General features: G+C 59.7%; 21 protein-coding genes and 4 tRNA genes. 4 read left to right on the top strand and 21 right to left on the bottom strand.

The genetic code is table 11. The annotated features are described in order from the left end of the window. Positions 1-65 precede the first annotated feature (65 nt). Positions 66-1364, top strand: a complete 1299-nt coding sequence (locus tag RHM60_RS20445) for an NAD(P)/FAD-dependent oxidoreductase (protein ID WP_322212628.1) — start codon at positions 66-68, stop codon at positions 1362-1364. 282 nt (positions 1365-1646) lie between these two features. Next, entirely contained in the window at positions 1647-3062 is a 1416-nt protein-coding gene (locus RHM60_RS20440) for a PLP-dependent aminotransferase family protein (RefSeq protein ID WP_231422497.1), read from the top strand. 9 nt (positions 3063-3071) lie between these two features. On the opposite strand, the gene RHM60_RS20435 is transcribed toward RHM60_RS20440, so the two are convergent. The 14 genes from RHM60_RS20435 to RHM60_RS20370 all read right to left on the bottom strand — a co-directional run bounded on the left by RHM60_RS20435 (position 3072) and on the right by RHM60_RS20370 (position 16086). After that, positions 3072-3461: a RidA family protein gene (locus RHM60_RS20435; protein WP_057006952.1), complete on the bottom strand. Its 390-nt coding sequence runs from the start codon at positions 3459-3461 to the stop codon at positions 3072-3074. Beyond that, complete coding sequence (locus RHM60_RS20430; protein ID WP_231422496.1) at positions 3458-3892, bottom strand: acyl-CoA thioesterase; 435 nt, start codon at positions 3890-3892, stop codon at positions 3458-3460. Before RHM60_RS20430 ends, RHM60_RS20435 begins: the two co-directional genes overlap by 4 nt. 21 nt (positions 3893-3913) lie before the next feature. Further along, positions 3914-4519: an anthranilate synthase component II gene (locus tag RHM60_RS20425; RefSeq protein ID WP_057006954.1), complete on the bottom strand. Its 606-nt coding sequence runs from the start codon at positions 4517-4519 to the stop codon at positions 3914-3916. Next, positions 4500-6023 carry an anthranilate synthase component I family protein gene (locus RHM60_RS20420; protein ID WP_231422495.1) on the bottom strand — a complete coding sequence of 508 codons (1524 nt, stop codon included), beginning with the start codon at positions 6021-6023 and terminating at the stop codon, positions 4500-4502. Before RHM60_RS20420 ends, RHM60_RS20425 begins: the two co-directional genes overlap by 20 nt. Further along, entirely contained in the window at positions 6017-7642 is a 1626-nt protein-coding gene (locus RHM60_RS20415; RefSeq protein ID WP_322212627.1) for an AMP-binding protein, read from the bottom strand. Before RHM60_RS20415 ends, RHM60_RS20420 begins: the two co-directional genes overlap by 7 nt. A 73-nt stretch (positions 7643-7715) precedes the next feature. Then, positions 7716-8924 (bottom strand): iron-containing redox enzyme family protein, encoded by a 1209-nt coding sequence (locus RHM60_RS20410; protein ID WP_322212626.1) that lies wholly within the window; start codon positions 8922-8924, stop codon positions 7716-7718. Between the two features lie 79 nt (positions 8925-9003). After that, positions 9004-10215 carry an MFS transporter gene (locus tag RHM60_RS20405; protein ID WP_231422492.1) on the bottom strand — a complete coding sequence of 404 codons (1212 nt, stop codon included), beginning with the start codon at positions 10213-10215 and terminating at the stop codon, positions 9004-9006. A 33-nt stretch (positions 10216-10248) separates the two neighbouring features. Further along, positions 10249-11307 carry a 2Fe-2S iron-sulfur cluster-binding protein gene (locus RHM60_RS20400; RefSeq protein WP_069665390.1) on the bottom strand — a complete coding sequence of 353 codons (1059 nt, stop codon included), beginning with the start codon at positions 11305-11307 and terminating at the stop codon, positions 10249-10251. Positions 11308-11324: 17 nt separating this feature from the next. Then, positions 11325-11855 carry a 1,2-phenylacetyl-CoA epoxidase subunit PaaD gene (paaD, locus tag RHM60_RS20395; protein WP_057006958.1) on the bottom strand — a complete coding sequence of 177 codons (531 nt, stop codon included), beginning with the start codon at positions 11853-11855 and terminating at the stop codon, positions 11325-11327. Continuing rightward, complete coding sequence (gene paaC / locus RHM60_RS20390; RefSeq protein ID WP_057006959.1) at positions 11849-12619, bottom strand: 1,2-phenylacetyl-CoA epoxidase subunit PaaC; 771 nt, start codon at positions 12617-12619, stop codon at positions 11849-11851. The genes paaD and paaC overlap by 7 nt, the downstream gene beginning before the upstream one ends. Beyond that, positions 12616-12900 carry a 1,2-phenylacetyl-CoA epoxidase subunit PaaB gene (gene paaB / locus RHM60_RS20385; RefSeq protein ID WP_231422489.1) on the bottom strand — a complete coding sequence of 95 codons (285 nt, stop codon included), beginning with the start codon at positions 12898-12900 and terminating at the stop codon, positions 12616-12618. The genes paaC and paaB overlap by 4 nt, the downstream gene beginning before the upstream one ends. Next, positions 12890-13867 (bottom strand): 1,2-phenylacetyl-CoA epoxidase subunit PaaA, encoded by a 978-nt coding sequence (gene paaA / locus RHM60_RS20380; RefSeq protein ID WP_231422488.1) that lies wholly within the window; start codon positions 13865-13867, stop codon positions 12890-12892. The genes paaB and paaA overlap by 11 nt, the downstream gene beginning before the upstream one ends. Next, on the bottom strand, positions 13864-15600 hold the full coding sequence (locus RHM60_RS20375) for a class I adenylate-forming enzyme family protein (protein ID WP_057006961.1): 1737 nt from the start codon (positions 15598-15600) through the stop codon (positions 13864-13866). Before RHM60_RS20375 ends, paaA begins: the two co-directional genes overlap by 4 nt. A 30-nt stretch (positions 15601-15630) precedes the next feature. Continuing rightward, a complete protein-coding gene (locus RHM60_RS20370; protein WP_057006962.1) occupies positions 15631-16086 on the bottom strand; it encodes a hypothetical protein in 456 nt (151 codons plus the stop codon). 300 nt (positions 16087-16386) lie between these two features. Here RHM60_RS20370 and RHM60_RS20365 point away from each other — a divergent pair, with 300 nt between their 5' ends. Both RHM60_RS20365 and RHM60_RS20360 read left to right on the top strand, forming a co-directional pair. Continuing rightward, complete coding sequence (locus RHM60_RS20365; RefSeq protein ID WP_322212622.1) at positions 16387-17115, top strand: NAD(P)-dependent oxidoreductase; 729 nt, start codon at positions 16387-16389, stop codon at positions 17113-17115. Positions 17116-17206: 91 nt separating this feature from the next. Next, on the top strand, positions 17207-18007 hold the full coding sequence (locus RHM60_RS20360) for an isocitrate lyase/phosphoenolpyruvate mutase family protein (RefSeq protein WP_322212621.1): 801 nt from the start codon (positions 17207-17209) through the stop codon (positions 18005-18007). Between the two features lie 82 nt (positions 18008-18089). Here the strand turns inward: RHM60_RS20360 and RHM60_RS20355 are convergent. The 7 genes from RHM60_RS20355 to rluD all read right to left on the bottom strand — a co-directional run bounded on the left by RHM60_RS20355 (position 18090) and on the right by rluD (position 23180). Further along, positions 18090-18166 (bottom strand) — tRNA-Pro (locus tag RHM60_RS20355). Positions 18167-18260: 94 nt separating this feature from the next. Further along, positions 18261-18336, bottom strand: a tRNA-Lys gene (locus RHM60_RS20350). 5 nt (positions 18337-18341) lie between these two features. Beyond that, positions 18342-18418 (bottom strand) — tRNA-Pro (locus RHM60_RS20345). 9 nt (positions 18419-18427) lie between these two features. Then, positions 18428-18503, bottom strand: a tRNA-Asn gene (locus RHM60_RS20340). A 296-nt stretch (positions 18504-18799) separates the two neighbouring features. Next, on the bottom strand, positions 18800-21364 hold the full coding sequence (gene clpB, locus RHM60_RS20335) for an ATP-dependent chaperone ClpB (protein ID WP_057006965.1): 2565 nt from the start codon (positions 21362-21364) through the stop codon (positions 18800-18802). Between the two features lie 131 nt (positions 21365-21495). Beyond that, complete coding sequence (gene pgeF / locus RHM60_RS20330) at positions 21496-22221, bottom strand: peptidoglycan editing factor PgeF (protein ID WP_322212620.1); 726 nt, start codon at positions 22219-22221, stop codon at positions 21496-21498. Beyond that, positions 22218-23180: a 23S rRNA pseudouridine(1911/1915/1917) synthase RluD gene (gene rluD, locus RHM60_RS20325; protein ID WP_015371141.1), complete on the bottom strand. Its 963-nt coding sequence runs from the start codon at positions 23178-23180 to the stop codon at positions 22218-22220. The genes pgeF and rluD overlap by 4 nt, the downstream gene beginning before the upstream one ends. Positions 23181-23324 lie beyond the last annotated feature (144 nt).

Genomic DNA, 23324 nt, shown 5'->3' with positions numbered 1-23324 from the left:
TATGAGCTGCCTGGCGCTCGCGAGGGTAACGGCTCCGATTTCCTTTAGCCTTGCGAGATATCCCCATGACCCATCGTATTATCATCGTCGGCGGCGGCGCCGGCGGCCTGGAGTTGGCTACCCGCCTGGGTAAGACTCTGGGCAAGCGCGGTACTGCCAGCGTCACACTGGTGGATACCAACCTGACCCATATCTGGAAACCGCTGCTGCATGAAGTGGCTGCCGGCTCCCTGAACTCTTCGGAGGACGAACTCAATTACGTCGCCCAGGCCAAATGGAATCACTTCGAGTTCCAACTGGGCCGCATGAGCGGGCTGGACCGTGAGCAGAAGAAAATCCAGCTGGCTGCCACCCTCGACGAAGAAGGTCGCGAACTGGTGCCGGCACGGGTGCTGGGCTATGACAGCCTGGTGATTGCAGTGGGCAGCACCACCAACGATTTCGGCACCGAGGGCGCGGCGCAGCACTGTTTGTTTCTCGACACTCGCAAACAGGCCGAGCGTTTCCACCAGCAGTTGCTCAATCACTACCTGCGCGCCCATGCCGGGCAGACCGATGCCGTTGAGCAGATCAGCGTGGCCATCGTTGGCGCCGGCGCCACGGGAGTGGAGCTGGCCGCCGAGCTGCATAACGCCGCCCATGAACTGGCCGCCTATGGCCTGGACCGCATCAAACCGGAAAACATGCACATCACCCTGATCGAAGCAGGGCCGCGAGTGTTGCCGGCGCTGCCGGAACGCATCGGCGCGCCTGTGCATAAAACCCTGGAGAAGCTCGGCGTGACGGTGCTGACCAATGCAGCGGTGAGCGAAGTGACCGCTGACGCATTGATCACCAGCAGCGGCCAGGCGATTCCCGCAAGCCTCAAGGTGTGGGCAGCCGGCATTCGCGCACCGGCCTTCCTCAAGGAGATTGATGGGCTGGAGACCAACCGCATCAACCAGTTGCAAGTATTGCCAACCTTGCAGGCCACCCGCGATGAAAACATCTTTGCCTTCGGTGACTGCGCCGCCTGTCCGCAACCGGGCACCGACCGCAACGTGCCGCCCCGTGCGCAAGCAGCGCACCAGCAGGCGTCGTTGCTGGCCAAATCGTTGAAGCTGCGCATCGAAGGCAAGGATCTGCCCCACTACACATACACCGACTACGGTTCGCTGATCTCGCTGTCGCGGTTTTCGGCGGTGGGTAACCTGATGGGCAACCTGACCGGCAGCGTGATGCTGGAGGGCTGGCTGGCGCGCATGTTCTATGTGTCTCTGTACCGCATGCACCAGGTGGCACTGTATGGGTTCTTTCGTACAGCGATGTTGATGCTGGGCAGCAAGATCGGGCGGGGCACGGAGCCGCGCTTGAAGCTGCACTGACGTTATCCGCACAGGAGCGAGCTTGCTCGCTCTCTGCCCGCTAATGCCCTGCTGACGGCTAGAATGGTTCAATACAGGCGACGACCGGCGGGAATAATGCGCCTTAAGCGCCATTCTTATTCCATAAAGCTATAAAAAAACAGAAGTTGCGCACTTTAGATCGTAATAATAAGATATAATTCACGGGTTTCGTTATCGCTCGACATCCGTGCCCACGCGGATTTTGTGAGCCCGAAACGGGTCGGACATGGGCGGCAATCGGCAGAGTTAATAAGGCAGATCATGGAAAGACCAAGCCTGTATAGACAAGTTTATTCCAGAATCGCCCGATCCATTTACCAGGAGACTTTAAGACCTGGGCAGCGAGTTCCCTCCATACGTTCGCTGGCAAGCGAGTTGAACGTGTCAAGGAACACCGTTGAAATTGCCTACAACATGCTCATGAGCGATGGATATCTGGAAGCCCGCGGTCAGGCGGGCACCTACGTTTCAACAACGCCCTCCATAAGAAAACCCCAGCAGGGACACCCCCAAACTTCAAAGCCACTCATAAAGAGTACCGGCCCTGGCGCGCGGCATGAAAAGGCAGTGCCAGACAGCCCACTCTTTTATCAGTTGGGTTTACCGGCACTGGACCTGTTCCCGCACAAGTTGTGGTCCAGTTTGAGCGCCAGGCAAATGCGGCTGCAGAACAGGATGCTCAACTATCCAACCCCGACAGGCTATCAACCGCTCAGAGACAGCGTATGCGCCTACCTTCAACTATCGAGGGGAGTGGATTGTTCGCCGGAGCAGGTATTCATCACGGCGGGCTATCAAGGCGCACTCAGACTGGTAGGCCGCACGCTGATAAAACCCGAGGACGAGGTGTGGATAGAAGATCCGTGTTTCCCGCCTAACCGTCACTTGCTGACGCAGATGGGCGCCAAACTTGTACCCGTACGCGTGGACGAAGAGGGCCTCAGAGTGGAGGACGGAAAAGCCCGCGCCCTGCATGCGAAGTTCGCACTGGTCACACCCGCACATCAAAGTCCGCTCGGCGTCACGTTATCCCTTAAACGGCGATTTGAACTATTGGCATGGGCCACTCACAACGACGCCTACATCATTGAAGACGACTATGACAGTGAATATTGCTATGACGCGCGGCCGCTGCCGGCACTGTCCAGCCTGGACGCGAATGGCAAGGTGCTGTACCTGGGTACATTCAGCAAAGTGCTGAGTCCGTCATTAAGGCTTGGTTATCTCGTCGTTCCCAAAAAGCTGGTTTCAGTATTTGAAAATGCGTGCCATCAACTCAACGATGGCTGTCCATTGTTGAGCCAGGCTGTTGTCGCCGAATTCATGCAAAATGGTTATTTCGCCCGACACTTGCGCAAGATGCGAGCGGCTTACTCACAACGAAGAACCCTGGTAATCGACAGCCTCACGGCAGAGTTTGGCGGGCGAGCAACGTTCAGCGCCCCGGCGACAGGATTGCATCTCCTGGCCAGGCTCGCTCCGGAAGACGACGACCAACTGATGGCGCAGCGTGCCCGTGACCACCAGTTCGGCATAGCGTCATTGTCGGCACGCAGCATCGAACATGATTGTGGAAAAGGGCTGCTATTGGGATTTGCCAATATCGCTACGCCGGAGCAGGCCGCCAGTCTGGCTCGACAACTGCGCTTGAGTGTGGAGCCACACCGGCAACGTTGATGACCCGCGTTAGTCAGGAATAACCGCCATGGCCTCAATCTGCACTTTGGCGCCCTCCACCATCAAACCTTGCACCTGGAAAGCGCTCATGGGTGGGTAATGCCCTATTAACGTCTTGTAAACGAGCCCTACTTCACGACCTTCGGAAAAATAGGCATCCCGATCACTGACATACCAGGTGAGACGAACCAGATGCTCCGGACGAGCGCCCGCCTCTGCCAGCACCGTGACTATGTTACGCAGCGCCTGTATCGCCTGCTCTGCGTACCGATCACTGACCAGACGGCTCTGAGCGTCCCAGCCGAACTGGCCAGACAGGCAAATCAGCGTCCCGCGGGCGACAATACCGTTTGCGTAGCCACGCGGACGATCCCAGCCGGGTGGTTGAAGGATATTCATAAGGCACCCTCGGCCACGGGAATAAAGTGACCCAGCGAACGGCGAATATCTGCCGGTATTGGCGTGGACGTTCCGTCCGTCAAGCAGGTTTGGACCATCGTTTGTTGGCTGCGCATGCGCAAAGCGCCGTTGACATGCCCTTCGATAACAACAGTCAACGAGCTTCGACCCAGGCGCTCAACGCGTAAATCAAATGTCAGCTGGTCTCCATGACGCGAGGGCGCTGTAAATTCACAGTTCAGTTTTACCAGCGGAAGTCCCAACTGGCGCTTACCGATAAGGTCAGAGAAATCGATGTTCAAGCCTTCGGTAAACCAGTCCTCCACAAGCCAGTTTGTTAACACCAGATATTGGGGAAAGTAAACGATGCCTGCCGGGTCGCAGTGTTGAAAACGGATCAGATAGGTTTTGGAGAAATGCGGATTTTCCATGATGTGTTCCACGGGGTCTGTTCAGGCAACAGTGCGAAGGGCCTGACCCTGCGCAACCTGTTGGAGGTAATTTGCCAACATCGTCATGCCGGTTGGCGTCATCAATGACTCGGGGTGAAACTGCAGGCCATAAATGGGCAGTTCCCTGTGACGCAGCGCCATAATTTCGCCCCGCTTGCCGTCCTGATCCAGGACGTGTGCCGTCGCCACCAACTCACTCGGCAACTCGCCGGCAACTAACGAGTGATACCTCGCCACTTGCAACTCTGTCGGCAATCCCTCGAACAGATCGCGTCCGTCATGACAGATACGCGACACCTTGCCATGTAACACCTCGCGGGCACGGCGCACTTCGCCGCCAAAAGCTGCGGTAATACTTTGATGCCCCAGGCAGATGCCCAGTATCGGTAAACGCTGTGCGAAGTGTTTGATGGCTGACAGCGATATACCCGCCTCGGCGGGCGAACAGGGACCCGGCGAAATGATCAGCGACTCGGGCTTCATGTCCTCTATCTGTTGCAGTGAAATATCATCGTTACGGCGCACGTCTATATCGGCGCCGAGCATGCGCAGATATTGCACAACGTTATAGGTAAAAGAATCGTAGTTATCGATCATTAAGTGCATACGCTACCTCCTGGTAGGGCGTGGCCGTTTTGCACCGCGCTGCTGCGACGCGAATGATCTGGCTTTTTTCAATGGTCTCCTGCCATTCCCGTTCGGCCACTGAGTCTTGCACCACGCCCGCGCCCGCCTGCACGTAAAGACGCCCCTCATGCAGAAGTCCCGTTCGAATGGCGATGGCGAGGTTGGCCCGGCCGCTCCAGTCCAGGTACCCGATCGCTCCCCCATAAACGCCTCGGGCGTGCGGTTCAAGTTCGGCGATGATTTCCAGTGCGCGCACCTTCGAGGCACCGCTGAGCGTGCCTGCCGGAAAGAGGCTCTTGAGCAGTTCCAGGCCGCTGACACTGTCGGGCACGTCGCCAATAACCGTAGAAACGATGTGCATGACATGGGAGAAATATTCGACGTCCAATAGTTGCGACACTTGCACGCTCCCGACGCTGGCAAGGCGGCCCAGGTCATTGCGTGACAAATCCACAAGCATCATGTGCTCGGCCACTTCCTTGGGGTCGGCCAGTAGTTCTTCCTTGAGCCGAGCGTCTTCGGCTGCCGAATCGCCGCGGCGCCGAGTACCTGCCATTGGCCGGGTCGTGACCCGTTGGCCGGCTTGTCGGAACAGCATCTCCGGAGACGCGCCGACCACCTGGTGATCACCCAGGTTCAGCAGATAGCGATACGGCGTATGCCCCAATTGCGCCAGTGAGCGATACAAACTGATCGCATCCTGCTCGAAGGGCTGGCTCATGCGTTGGGACAGGACAACCTGCATCACATCGCCCGCCGCAATGTAGTCCTTGATGCGCGTCACAGCCTCAATGAAGGCTGGCCGTGGGAAGGACGATTCGGCCTCTGAAAGCGGGGTGGGCGCTGCCCGCGTGCTCGGTGCGCTCGGGACAAGCAGAGGACGAACACGGGCCACCAGCTGATTGAGTCGATCCTGCCCTGCCTGATAGTCGCCAAGCGCCCTGGGCCGTTCATGCACGATGCAATAAATCTGCTGCTCGACATGGTCCAGTACGATCAAGTCGGTGCTGATCAACTGCAGCACGTCGGGAAGACCGAAGCCCGAAGGTTTGCGAGGCGCGTTGCGCAAGCGAGGTTCGATAAGCCGCGTCGTCTCAAAGCCAAAATAGCCGAAGAAGCCGCCGCTGAATGGCGGCAGGCCCGGGCACTGAGGAATGCGGAACTCATCCTGCAGCGCAGAGAACGCTGCCAGTGGGTCTGGCGACTCGGTGACGCTAGCCAGTTGCCCGTCGCTGTAAACACGCATGACACCTTCGTCCAGTTCTACACGCTGCCTGCAAGGCAGGCCGATCACAGAGCAGGTCTGCGCGTACGTGCCTTGCTGCCACTGCCCCGTCTCGAACAGGTAATCCTGACCCCGGTTGGCCAGCGCCTCATACAGCGAAAGCGCCTGAACGCCTGCCGGCAAAGTCAACTGTTGCCAAAGTGGAACGTGGCTATAACCTGCGTCGCCGTAAGCAAAAAAATCTTCAGGACTCAACATGCGGGGGTCTCCACTTCGCTACGCAGCAACTGATCGGCCATGTGCGCCATCGCCCTGCGGTCAGGCTTGCCGTTGCGGTTCAAAGGTAGTTCGTCAAGCCATGCAATACGAACCGGGCGCTTGTAGCTCTCCAGCTGCGTTTGCAGGATGTTTTCGATGCGGCCTGTCAGATCGTTTACCGCACCCGAGGCTCGCACCAACAGCACCGGGCGACACTCATCCTCGGTGCAACCCGCCACCAGATAACAATCGCGCAGCTCTGGCAGCCGGCTGATCAGCAGGTTTTCGACTTCCACGGGCACCACCCAGCGACCGAAGACCTTGAAACGGTCATCTTCTCGGCCATGAAAGCTCAGTAGCCCCTGCCGGTCCTGGCTGAATAGATCGCCGGTGCGGTACCAGCCGTCGTTGAAGCGCTCTGCCTGATCGTCCGGGCGCTCCCAGTAGCCCACGGCCATGCCGGGCGCCTTGACCAGCAGCACGCCACACTCACCGGGTACGACACTCTGGCCGCCTGCGTCCACAATCCGTGACTCCCAGCCCGGCAACATGCGCCCGACCTTGCCAGGGTGCTGGGCATCCGGGTAACTGGTCGCAAACACATGACCCAGCTCGGTCGCACCAATGCCGTCGTGCAAGCCGATTCCAAAGCGCTGCTGCCAGCGCAGGGCGATATTGGCTGGTAGCGGTGCGCCTGCGCTGAAGGCCAGTCGCAGTGCCAGCTCAGTCGGCTCGATTGCCTCGTCCAGCAACATTGCGTACAGCGTCGGCACGGCAAACAATACGCTGGGTCGGTATTGATTCAGCAGGGCGCGCACGCGCTGTGCGCTTGGCCAGGCACTGTCCAGCACCGCACTGGCGCCTGTGTAAAGCGGAAAAAACAGGCTGTTGCCCATCCCGTAACCAAAAAAGGTTTTGGGCACTGAATACAACACATCGTTTTCGCCCAGCCCCAATTGCCTGACGGCGAAATCCTCGCAGCAGGCCAGGATGGAACGGGCACTGTGCAACACGCCCTTGGGTTGACCCGTACTGCCGGAGGTGTACTGGATCAGGGCCGGCGCTCCGGGGTCCTTGAGCGCAAACGCCTGGCAATGAGTCTTCGGCGAGTACGCGCTCAACCAGCCGCTGTAAGCGTCGCCTTCCAGCACATGCAGGCCTGGCGCGCCGCGCCATTGCTCGGCAGCCGCTGAATGGACAAAACACAGTGTCGGCCGGGCATCCGCTACCAACTGAACAACAGCGGCCGCGTCCAGCCTGGGATTGAGCAAGACAGGCAGCGCACCCATTGCCAATGCGGCGAAGAACAGGATGGCCAGTTCAGCACCATCGTCCAGTGCGATGAACATGCGGTCATCGACCCTGGCGCCCTTTTGGCACAGCTCAAACGCCTGGACTCGCACTGCCTGGTCCAACTGACGGTAGCTCAATTGAAAACCCGGCCCATGAAAACAGAGGCGGTCGCTGTCGCTGCGGCTCGCGATGAGCCGCGCGGCCAGGTTCACGGGTGCGGGGGCCTGCGCCCTGAAAGGCAGCATGCCTTCAGGGCCGCTGCTTCCCGTTGCCGAATATTCGGCCTTGCCATTATCGGGATGCCTGGCGGAGGGAGAAATCAGCATGGTCGATCTCAGTCCTGTGGAGTTTCAGAGGCGGAGACTGCCGCGCGCAGTCAATCACGCGGCAGACGGTTTTTCAGGCGTGGACCGGACCCAGTTCTTCGCGCAGCGCGATACCGCCCAGGTTTTGCAGCATGGGAGCGTTTTCACACGCCAGGTACACGCATTCTCCGCCACCGGTATTGACATGCTGATGCTCGGCCCAGACCGGGACGTAAAACGCATCACCGGCACACCACGGCACATTGCGGTCGCCAATGCGTGAATAACCCTCGCCCTGGATCACGTAAATCAGTGTCTCGTAGTTATGTCGGTGCAGCCGCGTGGCTTCGGTCACGTCCAACCGTCCCAAAGTCATGCTGATGCTGTGGCTCGGCAGGTCGACGATATGCACCTTGTGTTTGCGCTGGGAAGAGAAGGTTGCGTCGCGTTGATCGCTGGCCTGCATGACCTGGCTGTGGCTGAGCCGTTCAGGCAGGCGTGCCTGCAAACGGCTGGGAACGCGCCAGAAATCGGCAGAGCTGAAGCGACTTGCCTGTTCACGGTGCCCGGTCTCGGCCACCGCCACGACCAACGACTGCGCCCAGATCGCGTCGAACATTGCGATGCGGCAGTCGATCAGTTCGCGGCCAATGCGCGTGGCGAGCGCATGACGCTTTTCGTCGCCCTGAATCAGGCGCTGCATGATCGCCAGCATGGTCAGCGCGTGATCTTCGTCCTCTTCGATGTGCAGCTTGAAAAACTCCGTGACGTCTTCGCCGTAACCCTTGTGCTCCAGGGCCTGAAGGATGGGGCGATAGATCAGCGGAACAATGGCTTCGGCCCCCAGGCACAGGGCGGCCAAGCCCACCAGTGCGTCGCTGTTCTGGCAATGGTCGAGCATGGTGCGCGCCATCGCAGCCGTCTCGGGCAGCGCCGCTTCATCAGCGGTCGACACGCCCAGGACGCGCAATGCACGTTGGTAAAGCTCGGCATGGGTAATACGGTCCTGACCGTCTACACCCATCTCCTCGCGCATGTTATCCATCAACGCCAGCACATCTTCGGCATGCTCCAGCTGCCCCATCAGGGCACACAGGTAGCGCGTGAAATGGCGCGAGTAGTGGCTATGCTGGATCAGCATCGTCTTGAGGGACGCGAGACTGACCTCATTGCGCGCCAGTGCCACAAGCAGCGGGTGTTGAACCAGTCGAGTCAGGTCCTGCTCGACAAGCCAGTCAGACCAGAGCGGGCTGATGCCTGTCAACGACGTTACTTCCTGAGGTTTGATCGCAATAGCTTGCACAGGGGGATCTCCTTGAAAAATCGGACTACAGGGTTGGGGCTGGAAGCAACTTGTTGGGTGCATGTGCACATCGAAAATCTCAGGGACGAGGCTGCTGGGGCAGCACCGGCGACAGTGTGGGGTCTGACTCGTCATGCCCGCTGAACACCAGAAGCCCAAGACCTGCCAGCGTGCAGAACAGCGGAAACAGGTACATGCCCAGCCAGCCAAGGTGGTGCACAGCCACGCCGCCAAGCCATGAGCCAACGGCCGCCCCGAGAAAAAACACGGTCATGTAAAGGCTGTTGAGACGGGAGGCGGCAGCTGGATTGATCGCCAATACCCGCGATTGGGTCAGGGCCTGCACCGACCGAACGGCAATATCGGCAACCACCAGGAATACGACGATCATCACGACATGCGCGCCCATCAAGGCCCCGGCCAGCGAGACGAGCATGAGACCTGTGCCCAGCAGCATGACCACGGCCTGCCATCGCATCTTGCGTTGCAGGTAGTCGGCCAGCATGGGAGAGCGCAATGCCGCCAGTGATGTGAAGGCGAGCAAGCCTGTCTGCGCGGTGCTCCATTGAAGCGTGGTGTGGGTGAGCGAACCCAGGTTGGCCCAAATACCGTTGGACGCCGCAAAGAAGCAGGCCGCGATCAGTGCGAGTCGGCGCAGCGGGGCATGGGCCATCCACAGTCGATATTGCCGGATCAGTATCACGCCATAGCCGATGGGCTCACTTGGCGGCACGATGCGCAGGTGCGCACGGATCAAAAGCCCGAGTGTCATCGTAAGCATGCCCACCACCAGATACATGCCACGCCAGCCAACCACCTCCCCACCCCAACCTGCCAACACCCGAGCCAGCAGCAATCCGGCAAAGAGGGAAGACAGCAGACTGCCGATCACAGCTGCCCGCTCGGTGGGCAGACAGGTCCTGGCGCAATGCGCAATCAACAGCTGACCCCCGACTGAAAGCACGCCCGCCACTGCACACAGAACAATCACCACCGTCAGCGTCGGGGCCACCGACAGCAGCAGCAATGTCACGCCGAGCAACAGGAGTGCGCCAGGAATCAATACGCGCGGTGGATGCACATCACCCAGAGGCAGACACAAAACAAGACCCGCGCCGTAGCCCAACTGAGTCGCCAGCGAAAGGCTCCACAGTGCGTCGACTGGCAGGCCGAAAGACGCCGCAATCAGAAAAGTCATTGACTGGTGATACACCACGGCGGCCACGGAGAAACCTGTCGCCAGGCAATACAAGGCCAATACGCCGCGAGACATCGATGTGTCGGAGTTCATTGAGCGGTCTTCCTGAGTGCGGATAAAAGTCACTTAATCGAATGCCAGCTCAAGTGTCGGGGATTGCACGCTGCTCATGCAGGCCAGCACGTAGCCCTGAGCGACTTCCGAAGGTCCCAGCGCATGCGGCGATTGCATCTGCACCTCGCCTTCCAGCACCTTGCAGCGGCAGGTTCCACAGACGCCGGCCTTGCAGCTGTAAGGCGGCGCCAGTCCGGCAGCGAGCATGCTGTCGAGCAAGGAGCTGGCACCCGACGCCAGCCGCAATCGTCGCGTGGCACCGTCAATGCGAACGGTCAGTTGGACCCCGGACGCCGAGACAGTCACACTCGAAGGCGGCCGCACGGCGGGATCGGTGCCGAAACGCTCCTGGCGGATTCGTCCGGCCGGAAACCCTTTGGCCAGCAAGGCCGAGCTGACGCCTTTCATCATGGCGGCCGGACCACATAGATAGACGTGGTCGATGGTGGACACTTGCACGCAACTGGTGAGCAGTGACCCGCAACGGCGCTCATCCAGGCGACCACTGAACAGTTCGACGTCCTGCGGTTCATTGCTGAAAAAGTGAAAAATGGAAAGCCTGGTCAAGTAAGTGTTCTTGAGCTGGCACAAGCGCTCGCGAAATTGCACGGAGGCCAGATCGCGATTGCCATAGACCAGGGTAAAGCGACTGGTTGGCTCATCGCGCAGCGCCGTTTCCAGAATGGACAGAATCGGCGTAATGCCTGATCCGGCCGCAAAGGCGACGTGATGACGTGGGGCGCCGCACGGACTTTCAAGCCCGAAGCTTCCGGTCGGTGGCATTGCTTCGATCACCGCGCCCGCCTGCAGATGCCGATGCGCCCACTGGGAAAACTGCCCGTCGGCGATGCGCTTGATGGCCAACTGTGGGGACCCATCACCCTGCACATTGCACAGCGAATAGGAGCGGCGCAGCTCCTGCCCATCCACCCAGGCGCGCAGTGTCAGGTGCTGCCCCGCCCGATGGGCGAAACGCGCCCGGTGCTCGTGGGGAACATTGAGCGTGAGCACCATGCTGTCCGGGGTATCACGGCGTACGTGGGCGAGCGTCAGAGCAAAGAACTGCGACATGGTCATTCCCTTGAAAGTCAAAAGCTCTTGAAATACTCGAACGGATTACGGCAGGCATCGCAGTGGTAGAGCGCTTTGCAGCGGCTGCCTGAACACGGGTTTTGCAGCCGTGTCTGCGCCGCGCCGCAGTGGGGGCACTGCGGTCGGGGCGCGTCACTGGACGAGGGCCAGAACGTCAAGGTTTGCCACTCTGCGAGCACTGCCAGGGGCGGCGCGATACCCGCAGCGCGCATCTTTTCTCTGCCCAGCGCGGTGACCCACTCGGTGGTCCATGCCGGGTGCAGGCGAGTCTCGATGCACAGCGTCTGAATACCGTTTCGGTGCAGCGCATCACGCACGCTTTGCTCAATTTCACGGCGCGCCGGACAGCCGCTGTAGGTGGGTGTCAGCACCACGTTCAAGGCATCGGGTTGCCAGCGCACTTCGCGGACAATGCCCAGGTCAACGATGGATATGTAGGGCATTTCCGGGTCTGGAATCTCAGCTAACAGTGCCCAGATTCCCGACGTGCCCTGCTCCTGCGTGGCGTCCTGATGAGGGTTCACCATTGAGCCCCCGGATAACTGCGTGCCAGGTGCTGCATTTCCATCAGCAGCCCCACCAGCAATTCGCTGTGCTGGCCGTGTCTGCCACCTTGAACGCTGAGCGCACTCGCCGGGTAGACCAGATTGCCTGCTGCCAGAACCTGCTCCACGTAGGCCTGCCACTGTGGTCGCAGTGCGGCCAGGTCGGCACCTATGCCAAGACGCACCATCTCGTGATCAACCGCGTCCATTGCAAACAGTTCGCCGACGTAGTCAACGCACTGTTCCAGCGCACGCTGAGCGTATCGATGACTGCGCTCGGTACCATCGCCCAGGCGCACTATCCACTGGCTGCTGTGCTGAAGATGGTAGGTGGCTTCCTTGCGCGCCTTGATTGCTATGGCGCTTATGCGCGGCTCCGTGGAGCGGGACAATTCGGTCAGAAGCAGGCAATGCCAGCTATCGAAAAGAAACTGCCGAACCTGGGTGTCCGCGAAGTTACCGTTGGGTTGCTCCACCAACAGCACATGTGTGAATTGATGGGCGTCGCGGTGGTAGGCCAGGTCATCCTCATCGCGAACGGGAACCATGCTGGCGCCGGCGTACTCCAGCCACAGCCTGGCTTGCCCCAGCAGATCGAGCGCGATGTTGCTCAGTGCGACGTCCTCTTCCAGCGTCGGTGCGTGCCCGCACCAGCCACACAGCTGCTGAGACAGGATCAGGGCGTTGTCGCCCAGGCGCAGCAGGTAGTCCGACAACGAGGTGTCGCAGGAGGCCGACAGGTTCATAGATGCTGCACTCCGTCGGGAACCGGGTAATAGGTCGCCTGGCGATAATCCTTGTCGTGAGCGGTTTCGAACCAGGCAGCCTGGTCTTGACCGGCGCTGCTGATCACGTGTTCGGAGGCCACGACCCACAGGCTGACAAACGCATCCCGCCGGGTGTACACGTCGCGCGCGTACTGCAGGGCCATCTGCGAATCACTGGCCTGGACGCTGCCGATATGACGGTGGGCAATACCGTTCTGGCTACGCACGAAAACTTCCCAGGTGTTCAGTTCATTCGGCATGCTCATCACCCCCGTTCGCAGATTGGGCTGCCTGTTTGGCGGCATGGCAGGCAGCGGCCTCGCGAACCCAGGCGCCCTGATCCCAGGAGCGCTGACGGCTGTTGAGGCGATGCCGGTTGCACTGCCCGTTACCCGCAATCACGCGCCGGAATTCAGACCAGTCGATAGGGCCGCTTTCATAGTGGCCCGTGTGCGGGTTCAGGTGCAGATCAGGGTCGGGCACGCTCAAGCCCAGGTGGTGAATCTGCGGGACCGTCTGGTCGATGAATTTCTGACGCAGGGTGTCGTTGGAGTACAGCTTGATGCCCCATTTCATCGATTGCCGGGAATGGGGTGAATCCGCATCCGGCGGACCGAACACCATCAGCGTCGGCCACCACCAGCGATCCAGTGCCTGCTGCGCCATCAGCCGTTGCTCGGGCGTGCCTTCCACCAGCTTGCGGACCAAATCAAAACCCTGGCGATGGTGAAAACTCTCTTCCTGGCAGATGCGCACCATGGCCCGGGCGTAGGGACCATACGAGCTGCGAGACAGCGGGACCTGATTGACGATGGCAGCGCCGTCGGTCAACCAGCCGATCATGCCAACGTCTGCCCAGGTGAGCGCGGGATAATTGAATATGTTCAGGTACTTCGCGCGCCCGGCCAGAAGCTCCTGATACGCCTCGTCGCGATCGACACCCAGGCTTTCCAGCGCGCTGTAAAGATATTGGGCGTGACCGGCCTCGTCCTGAACCTTGGCCAACAGCACGCATTTACGGTGCAGGCTGGGCGCACGTGTCAGCCAGAAACCTTCGGGCAACATGCCCACGTATTCCGAGTGGGCATGCTGCGAGATCTGGCGCAGCAACGTGCGCCGGTAGCCTTCGGGCATCCAGTCCTGGGACTCGATTTTGTCGCCTCGGTCGATCCGCTGTGCAAACGCGGCCTCTGACACAGCACTGTCCTGACTCGATACGGTGCTCATGGCTGCAGATATTCCAGCAGGCTGACCGGCGTCGTCGCCAACGGCGGCTCACGCAGAAACTGGTTCCAGACCAGGTCGCTCAGCACTGAACGGTCGCCCTCGTCAAAGTCGCGCTGCCAGTTCCAGAAGTGCTCACGTATCTGGCGCTTGAGGATCTTTCCGGTCGAGCCGGCCGGCAGCGCATAAGTGTTTGCCAGAATGCCAGCACAGAGGGTGTAGCCTGGCAGCTCGCCTCGTCCCTGGAAGGGGTAGCAGGTCATGGCATGCTGCAGCACCTCATCGGCATCCACACCCGCGTCCTGCCCACGAACCAGTATCAGCACGGCTTCTTCACGGGTAGGTCCGCGGGACACGCCCACGACACTGACGTCGAACACGCCTGGCAACGCCAGCAAATGCTCTTCGAGCAACAGGGTGTAGACAGAAACGCCAAGGTTGCTCGGCACGGTGTCAACGATGCGGTCAAGGTGAACGAATTCGCCATTGGCCATGCGCAAGCCCACGTCGCCTGTCAGCCAGTAATCGTTCAGTTCGGTCAGCGCCGTGAGATGCGGTTGACCGTAGTAGCCCGGTGTAACCGTGGGGGAGCGCACGCCGAAATAGCCCGCGGTGCCATCCGGCAACAATTCGCCCTGCGCTGAAAGAATGTCGCAGCGGGCATAGCTGGCGGCATGTCCGACGGTACGCTTGCTCGCGACGCTGCCCTCACGAGACACCTTGAAAAACTGCGACATCCCAAGCTCCGAGGCGCCGAACATGTCAGTGAATCGAGCCTCGGGCGCCAGACGCAACAACGCTCGAATATGCGCCTCGTGTGCGGTATCACCGGTGTTGTAGAAACGTTGAATACTGCCCAGGTAGCCATCAGGCAAATTCAGTTCGGCAAGCGAGGCATAACTCTGCGAAAACGCTGTCACGATCGTGGGCTGAAAGCTCGCCAGCATGTGAGCGAGCACCGAACCCGTTTGAGTATTGAGCGACAGGGTTGGCAACTGCAGCATCACGGCCGTCATCAGGTAACTGATACCGGCGGCATGAGTGGGCGGCATGGCGGTGGCCAGTTTGTCGTCGGGGCCTTCCACGAAGCTGCGCAGGCGCTCGCGCTTGCCATTGAAGAATTGTTCATGGCCGAACAGCACGGCTTTGGGAATCCCGGTGGTTCCCGAGCTGTGGCACACCATGATGATGTCTTCAGCTTTTCTCGTGACCGGCCAGCCTTGTTCGGGAACCGGCAGACAGGCGACTGGCGAGCCTTCGCGAAAGTGGGCATCCAGCACCGTCAGACCTTCGAGTTCTGTGGTCAGATTCCAGCGCGAGCGGGTCTCCTGATCGCACACAAATATATCGAACCGATTACGTTGTGCGTACAGCGTGGCGATGTCGGCGCGCAGATGCCCGTTGATCAACACGGGAACGCAACCCAACGTGCCCAACGCCAGAAAGTGCAGAAAAGACGGGATGCCATCTCCCAGATACAGACACACGTGACGCCCTGCACTCACCCCGCAGCCCAGGTACCAGCCTGCCAATTGCTTCACCTGGTGGTGCAGGCTGTCCAGAGAGAATGCCTCGTGCGACTCACCACTGGGCCCCACGAACGCCTTCTCCAGGAACAGAAAATCAGCTTCAAGCCGACCGTAGGCTGCTACCGACTTGGACAGGAAGTTTCCTGCACCAAGTTCCGGATCTGCGAACAATGTGTCCCATGCCTGCTGCTGGGTAATCGGGTTCATCCTTGGATCTCTCGTGTGAAGTGAAATAGCTCAAACGTCTTTCGGGGGCACAGCCACAGGCTCGACGTCGCGCGGTGCGGCGTAGGCCAGATAGAGGAGGAAGGAGCAGGCACTGCAGGTCAGCACACTGAAGTTCAGGGCCAACTTCAGGCTTTGGAACAGCACCATGCTGATGGCGAACACCAGCAACAGGACACCGCTGACCCATGCGGTGCGACGCAGTTGAATGCCTGCCAACAGAAGAATGCCGAGCACTGCTTCCAGAATGTCGACGAACCAGGCCAGCGCGGGCACGGCCATGTCTGGTGCCCATGGCACCAACTTGGCCACGTGCAGATAGAAGCCTTGCATGCTGCCCCACGACACGCCGGGCTGACCCATCGCGCCCCAAAAGCCGAATCGATCGGCAACCGCAGAAAGGAATGCACTGGCTAATGCGACACGGGCAAGGATCAGCGCGAATTTCCAGGAGGGGTATACGGGCATGTCAGCTTCTCATTCTTGACTGGTCGTCCGATTCAGACGCCAGGGTGTCTTCGATGCGGCGACTGTAGGCCGATCTACCTGGCCGTTTAAGGGACAAGATTCGACAACTGGAACACGACAAGAAATCGAATTTGAAACAAGGCTGGGCGCCCGCAGCCTCGGGACTGACAACTCTTGTCATGGGCTGTTTTACGTTTTTTGCCCCTAGGAGAATAACTCACAGCAGCTAGGATGGTTGTCTCTGAAGTGTTGGCCGCAGGCCTGCTTCGTTCCCGATGAATGCTCAAAGAGGTAATTGCAATGTCGCGTAAAGTTCTGGTCGCAGGCGCATCCGGTGTCATCGGTACCGCCTTGATCAAGTTGTTGGTCGAGGCGCAGTTCGAGGTGTACGGCACCACGCGTCACAGCGAGAAGGTGAAGGACATCGAAGCGGCAGGTGCAACGGCGGTGGTCGTTGACGTTTACGACGCGAAACGCCTGGAAGAAGCGTTGATTGGCATACAGCCCTGGGGGGTCGTGCATCAACTTACGGATCTGCCACGCGGGCTGAGTCCCGAGCTGATGGCCAAGGCCGTGGAAAACAACGCACGCATCCGCACCGAAGGGACGCACAATCTGGTGGCTGCGGCAAAGGCCGCGGGTGCCAGTCGCCTGGTCGCCCAAAGCATTGCCTGGGCCTACTACCCAGGCGAAACGCCCTATCTGGAAACCCATCCCCTGGACGTAGAGGCCGAGGGTGCCCGCCGCATAAGTGTGGGAGGCGTGGCAGCATTGGAACATCAGGTACTGAGCGAACCCACACTGCATGGCACGGTTCTGCGTTATGGCCAACTGTACGGGCCCGGCACCGGCACGGATGAGCCCAGCGGTGCAAGTCCCGTGCATGTAAACGCCGCAGCGCGCGCCGCCTTGCTGGCCTTGCAGACAGAGGAAGGGGGTATTTTCAACATTACCGAGGACAATCCAACCGTCAGCAACGAGAAAGCCAAGCGCGTGCTGGGCTGGTCTGCCGAGGTGATAAAGGCTTGATCCTCACAGGTGCGGCGGACGTAAGGACAGCGCCCGCGTCCACCCGCGCCGCCAACGCCAATGACCCGTAAAGCGCACGGAGGTACATAACATGACGTCACTGGACACTGTTTTTCATGATTTGCACAACCAGGGCCTACTGATTCTGGCCAACGTAAGCGACGCAGGTGGCGCACGGATTGTGGAGTCACTGGGCGCCGCAGCAATCGCCACCACCAGTGCCGGTATGGCATGGTCGAATGGCTACGCAGACGGCAATCAGCTCCCTCTGGCACTGTTGGCCGCCAACGTTGAGTCCATGACGCGGGTGCTGCGTGTGCCGCTGACCGTGGACATCGAAGGCGGATACTCCGACGACCTGCAACACGTTGCACACGTCATCGATGCCGTTGTGGCGGCAGGTGCGGTGGGGATCAATATTGAAGATGGCGTTGGGCCGCCCGAGCAACTGGTGCGCAAAATAAATGTCGCCAGGGAGGTAGCCGAAAAACGCGGCGTTAACTTGTTTGTGAATGCGCGCAGCGATGTTTACCTGAAAAACCTTTTGCCCAATGATCGAAAGCTCGAAGAGATCATCAGGCGTGCTGCGCTTTATGCAGAAGCGGGCGCCAATGGCTTGTTCGCCGTCGGGATGCTCGACCCGGCCGAGATAGGGATCCTGTGCAAAGAATCGAGGCTGCCCGTGAATCTTTTGGCGCGTGACGCCCTGCCCGCGCCGGATGAGCTGGCGCGTCTGGGCGTCAGGCGCTTGAGTGCAGGCTCAAGCATCGCGGAATTTCTATACGGAGCAATGGAAGGACTCGCGCGCTCATTTCAGGAACGCGGCAGGCTGGATACGCAGGCACTGAAGGGTTTCACGTATGGGGAGTTGAACGGCTTGATGCCTGAATAGAAAACCCTGGCAGCATCAATTCCCAACTGCCAGATTCAGAGCAAAAAAAAGGCGCCTCATGGAGGCGCCTTTTTTCTGAATATGGTCGGGGTAAGGGGATTCGAACTCCTGACATCCTGCTCCCAAAGCAGGCGCGCTACCGGACTGCGCTATACCCCGGTAAAAAAAAGGCGACTTTTCAGTCGCCTTCTTCGATCAGCGCTTTTGGCCTCTGATCTTAAGATTTGATTCCAGCGTGAACTGGTCTCAAAAATGGTGGGTCGTGTGGGATTCGAACCTACGACCAATTGGTTAAAAGCCAACTGCTCTACCAACTGAGCTAACGACCCAAATATGGTCGGGGTAGGGGGATTCGAACTCCCGACATCCTGCTCCCAAAGCAGGCGCGCTACCGGACTGCGCTATACCCCGGTTTGAAATTGGCTCCGTGACCAGGACTCGAACCTGGGACCCAATGATTAACAGTCATTTGCTCTACCGACTGAGCTATCACGGAACTGAATATTTCAAATTTTACTGCGGTGTAACTTCCTCTTCAGCCCCGTCCGTATCGCTACGTTAGTGCCTCTGAGGCGCGCTATTCTACAATCTTAAAAACCTCTGTCAACCCTTTAAATTGCTTTCAAGACAAGGATTTGCGCTTCTTTCTGATTTCTTCCTGGGGGGAAGAAACCCGTGGGCTGACATTGCTGCGGGGCGCACTTTACAAGCCTTTGCCTTACAGTTCAACGCCCTATCGAAAAAAAAGGCCCCGCAATGCGGGGCCTCTCTTTATTTGCGTACAGACCGGGCTTAATGGAAAACGATTTCGTCGTTCTCCACCGTCGCCTCGACGCTGGTGCCCGGCATGAAGCTGCCCGACAGGATCAACTGCGCCAGCGGGTTCTCGATCCAGCGCTGGATGGCGCGTTTGAGCGGCCGCGCGCCATACACGGGGTCGTAACCGACCGCGATCAGCTTGTCCAACGCCTCTCGGCTCAGCTCCAGCGACAGTTCTCGCTCGGCCAGACGTCCACGCAGGCGCCCCAGTTGGATCTCGGTAATACCTGCGATCTGATCCCGCGCCAATGGCTCGAAGATCACCACCTCATCGACCCGGTTGATAAATTCCGGACGGAAGTGTGTGGTCAACGCATCCATGACCGCCGCACGCTGGGCTTCGCGATCACCCACCAATTCCTGGATCTGCGCCGAGCCCAGGTTGGAGGTCATCACGATCACCGTGTTGCGAAAGTCCACGGTACGCCCATGACTGTCGGTCAGGCGACCGTCTTCGAGCACTTGCAGCAGGATGTTGAACACATCCGGATGCGCCTTCTCGACCTCATCCAGCAGGATCACCGAGTAAGGCTTGCGCCGCACGGCTTCGGTCAGGTAACCGCCCTCTTCATAGCCGACATAGCCTGGCGGTGCGCCGATCAGGCGCGCCACCGAATGTTTCTCCATGAACTCGGACATGTCGATACGCACCATGGCCTCTTCGGTATCGAACAGGAACTCCGCCAGCGCCTTGCACAGCTCGGTCTTGCCCACACCGGTCGGGCCCAGGAACATGAATGAGCCGCTCGGACGGTTCGGATCGGACAACCCGGCGCGCGAACGCCGTACCGCGTTGGAGACCGCCACCACCGCCTCGTCCTGACCGATGACGCGCTGGTGCAACAGGTGCTCCATCTTCAGCAACTTGTCGCGCTCGCCTTCGAGCATTTTCGATACCGGGATACCGGTCCACTTCGAGACGACTTCAGCGATTTCTTCCTCGGTCACCTTGCTGCGCAGCAACTGGTTCTCGGACTTGCCGTGCTGGTCGACCATCTGCAGGCTGCGCTCCAGGTCCGGGATCACCCCGTACTGCAACTCGGCCATGCGGTTCAGGTCGCCTTTGCGGCGCGCAGCTTCCAGTTCCTGGCGTGACTGCTCGATCTTTTGCTGGATCTGCGCAGAGCCCTGCACTTCGGCTTTTTCCGAGGTCCAGATTTCTTCGAGGTCTGAATACTCGCGCTCCAGGCGCTGGATTTCTTCCTGGAGTTTTTCCAGGCGTTTCTTCGCAGCGTCGTCTTCTTCTTTCTTCAGGGCCTGGGATTCGACTTTCAGTTGAATCAGGCGCCGGTCCAGACGGTCGAGTACTTCCGGCTTGGAGTCGATCTCCATGCGAATGCGGCTGGCCGCTTCATCGATCAGGTCGATGGCCTTGTCCGGCAACTGCCGGTCGGTGATATAGCGATGGCTCAACTTGGCCGCCGCAATGATCGCGCCGTCGGTGATCGCCACCTTGTGGTGCACCTCGTAACGCTCTTTAAGGCCACGCAGGATTGCGATGGTGTCCTCTTCGCTCGGCTCCTCCACCAGCACTTTCTGGAAACGCCGCTCAAGGGCCGCGTCCTTTTCAATGTACTGGCGGTATTCGTTGAGCGTGGTTGCCCCGACGCAGTGCAACTCGCCGCGCGCCAACGCCGGCTTGAGCATGTTGCCGGCGTCCATGGAGCCCTCGCCTTTGCCGGCGCCGACCATGGTGTGCAGTTCGTCGATAAACAGAATGATCTGCCCTTCCTGCTTCGACAGTTCGTTGAGCAGGGATTTCAGGCGCTCTTCGAACTCGCCACGGAACTTGGCGCCGGCGATCAGCGAGCCCATGTCCAGCGACAGCAGGCGCTTGCCCTTGAGGCCGTCCGGCACTTCGCCATTGATGATGCGCTGGGCCAGGCCTTCGGCAATCGCGGTTTTACCCACGCCAGGCTCGCCGATCAGCACCGGGTTGTTCTTGGTGCGGCGTTGCAAGACCTGAATGGTGCGACGGATCTCGTCATCACGGCCGATCACCGGGTCGAGCTTGCCCTCTTCGGCGCGCTTGGTCAGGTCGACAGTGTATTTGTCCAGTGCCTGACGCGACTCCTCATGATTGGGGTCGTTGACCGCATCGCCGCCACGCAGGTTGTTGATGGCATTTTCCAGGGCCTTCTTGCTCACGCCCTGCCCCAGCAACAACTTGCCGAGCTTGCTGTTCTCGTCCATGGCGGCGAGCAGCACCAGTTCGCTGGAGATGAACTGGTCGCCTTTCTGCTGGGCCAGGCGATCGGCCTGGTTGAGCAGGCGTGCCAGGTCCTGGGACATATTCACGTCACCAGTGGGGTTCTGGATTTTTGGCAGTTGGTCGAGCTCTTTGCTCAGCTCCTTGCGCAGGCTGTTGACGTCAAAGCCCACCTGCATCAACAAGGGCTTGATAGAACCACCTTGTTGTTCCAGGAGTGCCTGCATCAGATGAGCAGGCTCAATCGCCGGATGGTCGAGGCCGACCGCCAGAGATTGGGAGTCCGATAAAGCCAACTGTAATTTGCTGGTTAAACGATCAATACGCATTAGTCACCTTCCTTTTGAGCAGGCCGGAGCTGTAAACACATCCTGAATGAAGAAACCTGCCAGATACCCTTATAGATGGGGTGGATTCTGGAAGATTCAAGCGGGCGACACGTGACGTGGATCAGGAGAGTCTAGCGTTCAAGCCAGATAAGGGAGGCAAATCGGCCGGTGCGAGGGCTGCGACGGTAGGAGAAGAAACGCGGGTCGGTCACGGTGCAAAAACCGCCGCCGTAGACCGCTGTTACGCCCCGAGCAGCAAGGCGCAGGCGGGCCAGTTCGTAGATGTCGGCCATGAACTTGCCGGGATTGCGACTGGGTACAAAGGCTCGTTCGGTGATCGGCAGTTGGTGCATGAACGCTTCGCGCACCTCCGGCCCCACTTCAAAGGCTTGCGGGCCGATTGCCGGACCGAGCCAGACCAATACGTCGGCCGGCTCGGTGGCCAGGCTTTCGACCGCCGCCTCCAACACGCCAGCCGCCAAGCCACGCCAACCGGCGTGGGCCGCCGCGACACGGGTGCCGGCGCGATTGCACAACAACGCCGGCAAGCAGTCGGCGGTCATGGCCGTGCAGGCGATACCCGGCGTGCTGGTCCAACTGCCATCGGCTTCGGCAATGCGACCAGGGTCTGCCTCGACCACGCTAACCCCATGGACCTGGCGTAACCAGGCCGGCTCGATAGCGAAGGCATCGGTAAGGCGCCGCCGATTTTCCAGCACGGCCTCTAGAACGTCGTCGACATGATCGCCCAGATTGAGGCTGTCGAACGGCGCCAGACTGACGCCGCCCGCCCGGGTGGTAACGCAGGCTTTAACCTGAGACGGCGCAGGCCAGTCAGGAATCAGCCAGTCACTCATCCGACAAACGCCTCGCGATCCTGCTTGAGCAACGACAACAACCAGACCAGATCGTCTGGAAGCGGCGATTCCCAGCTCATCCGCTTACCGCTCGTCGGATGATCCAGCTCCAGGAAGCGGGCATGCAGTGCCTGGCGCGGGAAAGTTTTCAGCGATTCAACCATGGTCTGGCTCGCCGCAGGAGGGATGCGGAAGCGACCGCCGTAGGCCGGATCACCGACCAACGGGAAGTTGATATGGGCCATATGCACGCGAATCTGGTGGGTACGCCCGGTTTCCAGCTTCACCCGCACATGGGTGTGGGAGCGGAAACGCTCCAGCACGCGGTAGTGGCTGACGGCCTGCTTGCCGCCTTCCATGACCGCCATGCGCTGGCGCTGCTGGCCGTGGCGACCGATGGGCGCGTTGATCTTGCCGCCCGCCACCACCACACCGATCACAATGCATTCGTAGATCCGGCTGACGCTACGGCTCTGCAATTGAGTAACAAGCTGCGTCTGCGCCTGGATGGTCTTGGCCACCACCATCAGGCCGGTGGTGTCCTTGTCCAGGCGGTGCACGATGCCGCAGCGCGGAACGTTGACGATGTCCGGCACGTGGTGCAGCAAGGCATTGAGCAAGGTGCCATCAGCGTGCCCGGCGGCCGGATGAACCACCAGGCCTGCGGGTTTGTTGATGACCAGGATGTCGTCATCTTCATAGACGATATCCAGCTCAATGTCCTGGGCGACCCATTCTCCCTGGGCTTCCTGCTCGGCAGTCAGCTCAAGAATCGCACCGCCATGGACTATGTCTCGCGGGCGGATAACCGCTCCATCCACAGTCAGGCGGCCGTCTTTGATCCAGGCGGAAAGGCGCGAGCGCGAGTGCTCAGCGAATAATTGTGCGGCGACTTGATCGAGGCGTTGGCCGCCCAATTCGGACGGCACCTCTGCGCGAAGTTCAATTTTATCGGACATGCTCAGACTAGGCGTGGCACAGCCTTTGGTTTCGGCTGCGCGCTTGTGGTTAAATACGGCGTCTTTTGCCCCGAGGCTTTCAACGGGGCGCTCATCATAACAGGACGGCCCCGCCCAAGACAGCGGCCGTCATAGGGACGCAAG

The sequence above is a fragment of the Pseudomonas sp. MH9.3 genome, from assembly GCF_034354675.1.
GTDB lineage: Bacteria > Pseudomonadota > Gammaproteobacteria > Pseudomonadales > Pseudomonadaceae > Aquipseudomonas.
Note: the sequence above shows the minus strand (reverse complement) of the source record. Positions and strands in the feature narration are given on the sequence as shown.

Bases quoted from the DNA above. Each gene is read 5' to 3' on its own strand.
- RHM60_RS20445 (WP_322212628.1), top strand. From the start codon at position 66: ATGACCCATCGTATTATCATCGTCGGCGGCGGCGCCGGCGGCCTGGAG.
- RHM60_RS20440 (WP_231422497.1), top strand. From the start codon at position 1,647: ATGGAAAGACCAAGCCTGTATAGACAAGTTTATTCCAGAATCGCCCGA.
- RHM60_RS20435 (WP_057006952.1), bottom strand. From the start codon at position 3,461: ATGAATATCCTTCAACCACCCGGCTGGGATCGTCCGCGTGGCTACGCA.
- RHM60_RS20430 (WP_231422496.1), bottom strand. From the start codon at position 3,892: ATGGAAAATCCGCATTTCTCCAAAACCTATCTGATCCGTTTTCAACAC.
- RHM60_RS20425 (WP_057006954.1), bottom strand. From the start codon at position 4,519: ATGCACTTAATGATCGATAACTACGATTCTTTTACCTATAACGTTGTG.
- RHM60_RS20420 (WP_231422495.1), bottom strand. From the start codon at position 6,023: ATGTTGAGTCCTGAAGATTTTTTTGCTTACGGCGACGCAGGTTATAGC.
- RHM60_RS20415 (WP_322212627.1), bottom strand. From the start codon at position 7,642: ATGCTGATTTCTCCCTCCGCCAGGCATCCCGATAATGGCAAGGCCGAA.
- RHM60_RS20405 (WP_231422492.1), bottom strand. From the start codon at position 10,215: ATGAACTCCGACACATCGATGTCTCGCGGCGTATTGGCCTTGTATTGC.
- RHM60_RS20400 (WP_069665390.1), bottom strand. From the start codon at position 11,307: ATGTCGCAGTTCTTTGCTCTGACGCTCGCCCACGTACGCCGTGATACC.
- paaD (WP_057006958.1), bottom strand. From the start codon at position 11,855: ATGGTGAACCCTCATCAGGACGCCACGCAGGAGCAGGGCACGTCGGGA.
- paaC (WP_057006959.1), bottom strand. From the start codon at position 12,619: ATGAACCTGTCGGCCTCCTGCGACACCTCGTTGTCGGACTACCTGCTG.
- paaB (WP_231422489.1), bottom strand. From the start codon at position 12,900: ATGCCGAATGAACTGAACACCTGGGAAGTTTTCGTGCGTAGCCAGAAC.
- paaA (WP_231422488.1), bottom strand. From the start codon at position 13,867: ATGAGCACCGTATCGAGTCAGGACAGTGCTGTGTCAGAGGCCGCGTTT.
- RHM60_RS20375 (WP_057006961.1), bottom strand. From the start codon at position 15,600: ATGAACCCGATTACCCAGCAGCAGGCATGGGACACATTGTTCGCAGAT.
- RHM60_RS20370 (WP_057006962.1), bottom strand. From the start codon at position 16,086: ATGCCCGTATACCCCTCCTGGAAATTCGCGCTGATCCTTGCCCGTGTC.
- RHM60_RS20365 (WP_322212622.1), top strand. From the start codon at position 16,387: ATGTCGCGTAAAGTTCTGGTCGCAGGCGCATCCGGTGTCATCGGTACC.
- RHM60_RS20360 (WP_322212621.1), top strand. From the start codon at position 17,207: ATGACGTCACTGGACACTGTTTTTCATGATTTGCACAACCAGGGCCTA.
- clpB (WP_057006965.1), bottom strand. From the start codon at position 21,364: ATGCGTATTGATCGTTTAACCAGCAAATTACAGTTGGCTTTATCGGAC.
- pgeF (WP_322212620.1), bottom strand. From the start codon at position 22,221: ATGAGTGACTGGCTGATTCCTGACTGGCCTGCGCCGTCTCAGGTTAAA.
- rluD (WP_015371141.1), bottom strand. From the start codon at position 23,180: ATGTCCGATAAAATTGAACTTCGCGCAGAGGTGCCGTCCGAATTGGGC.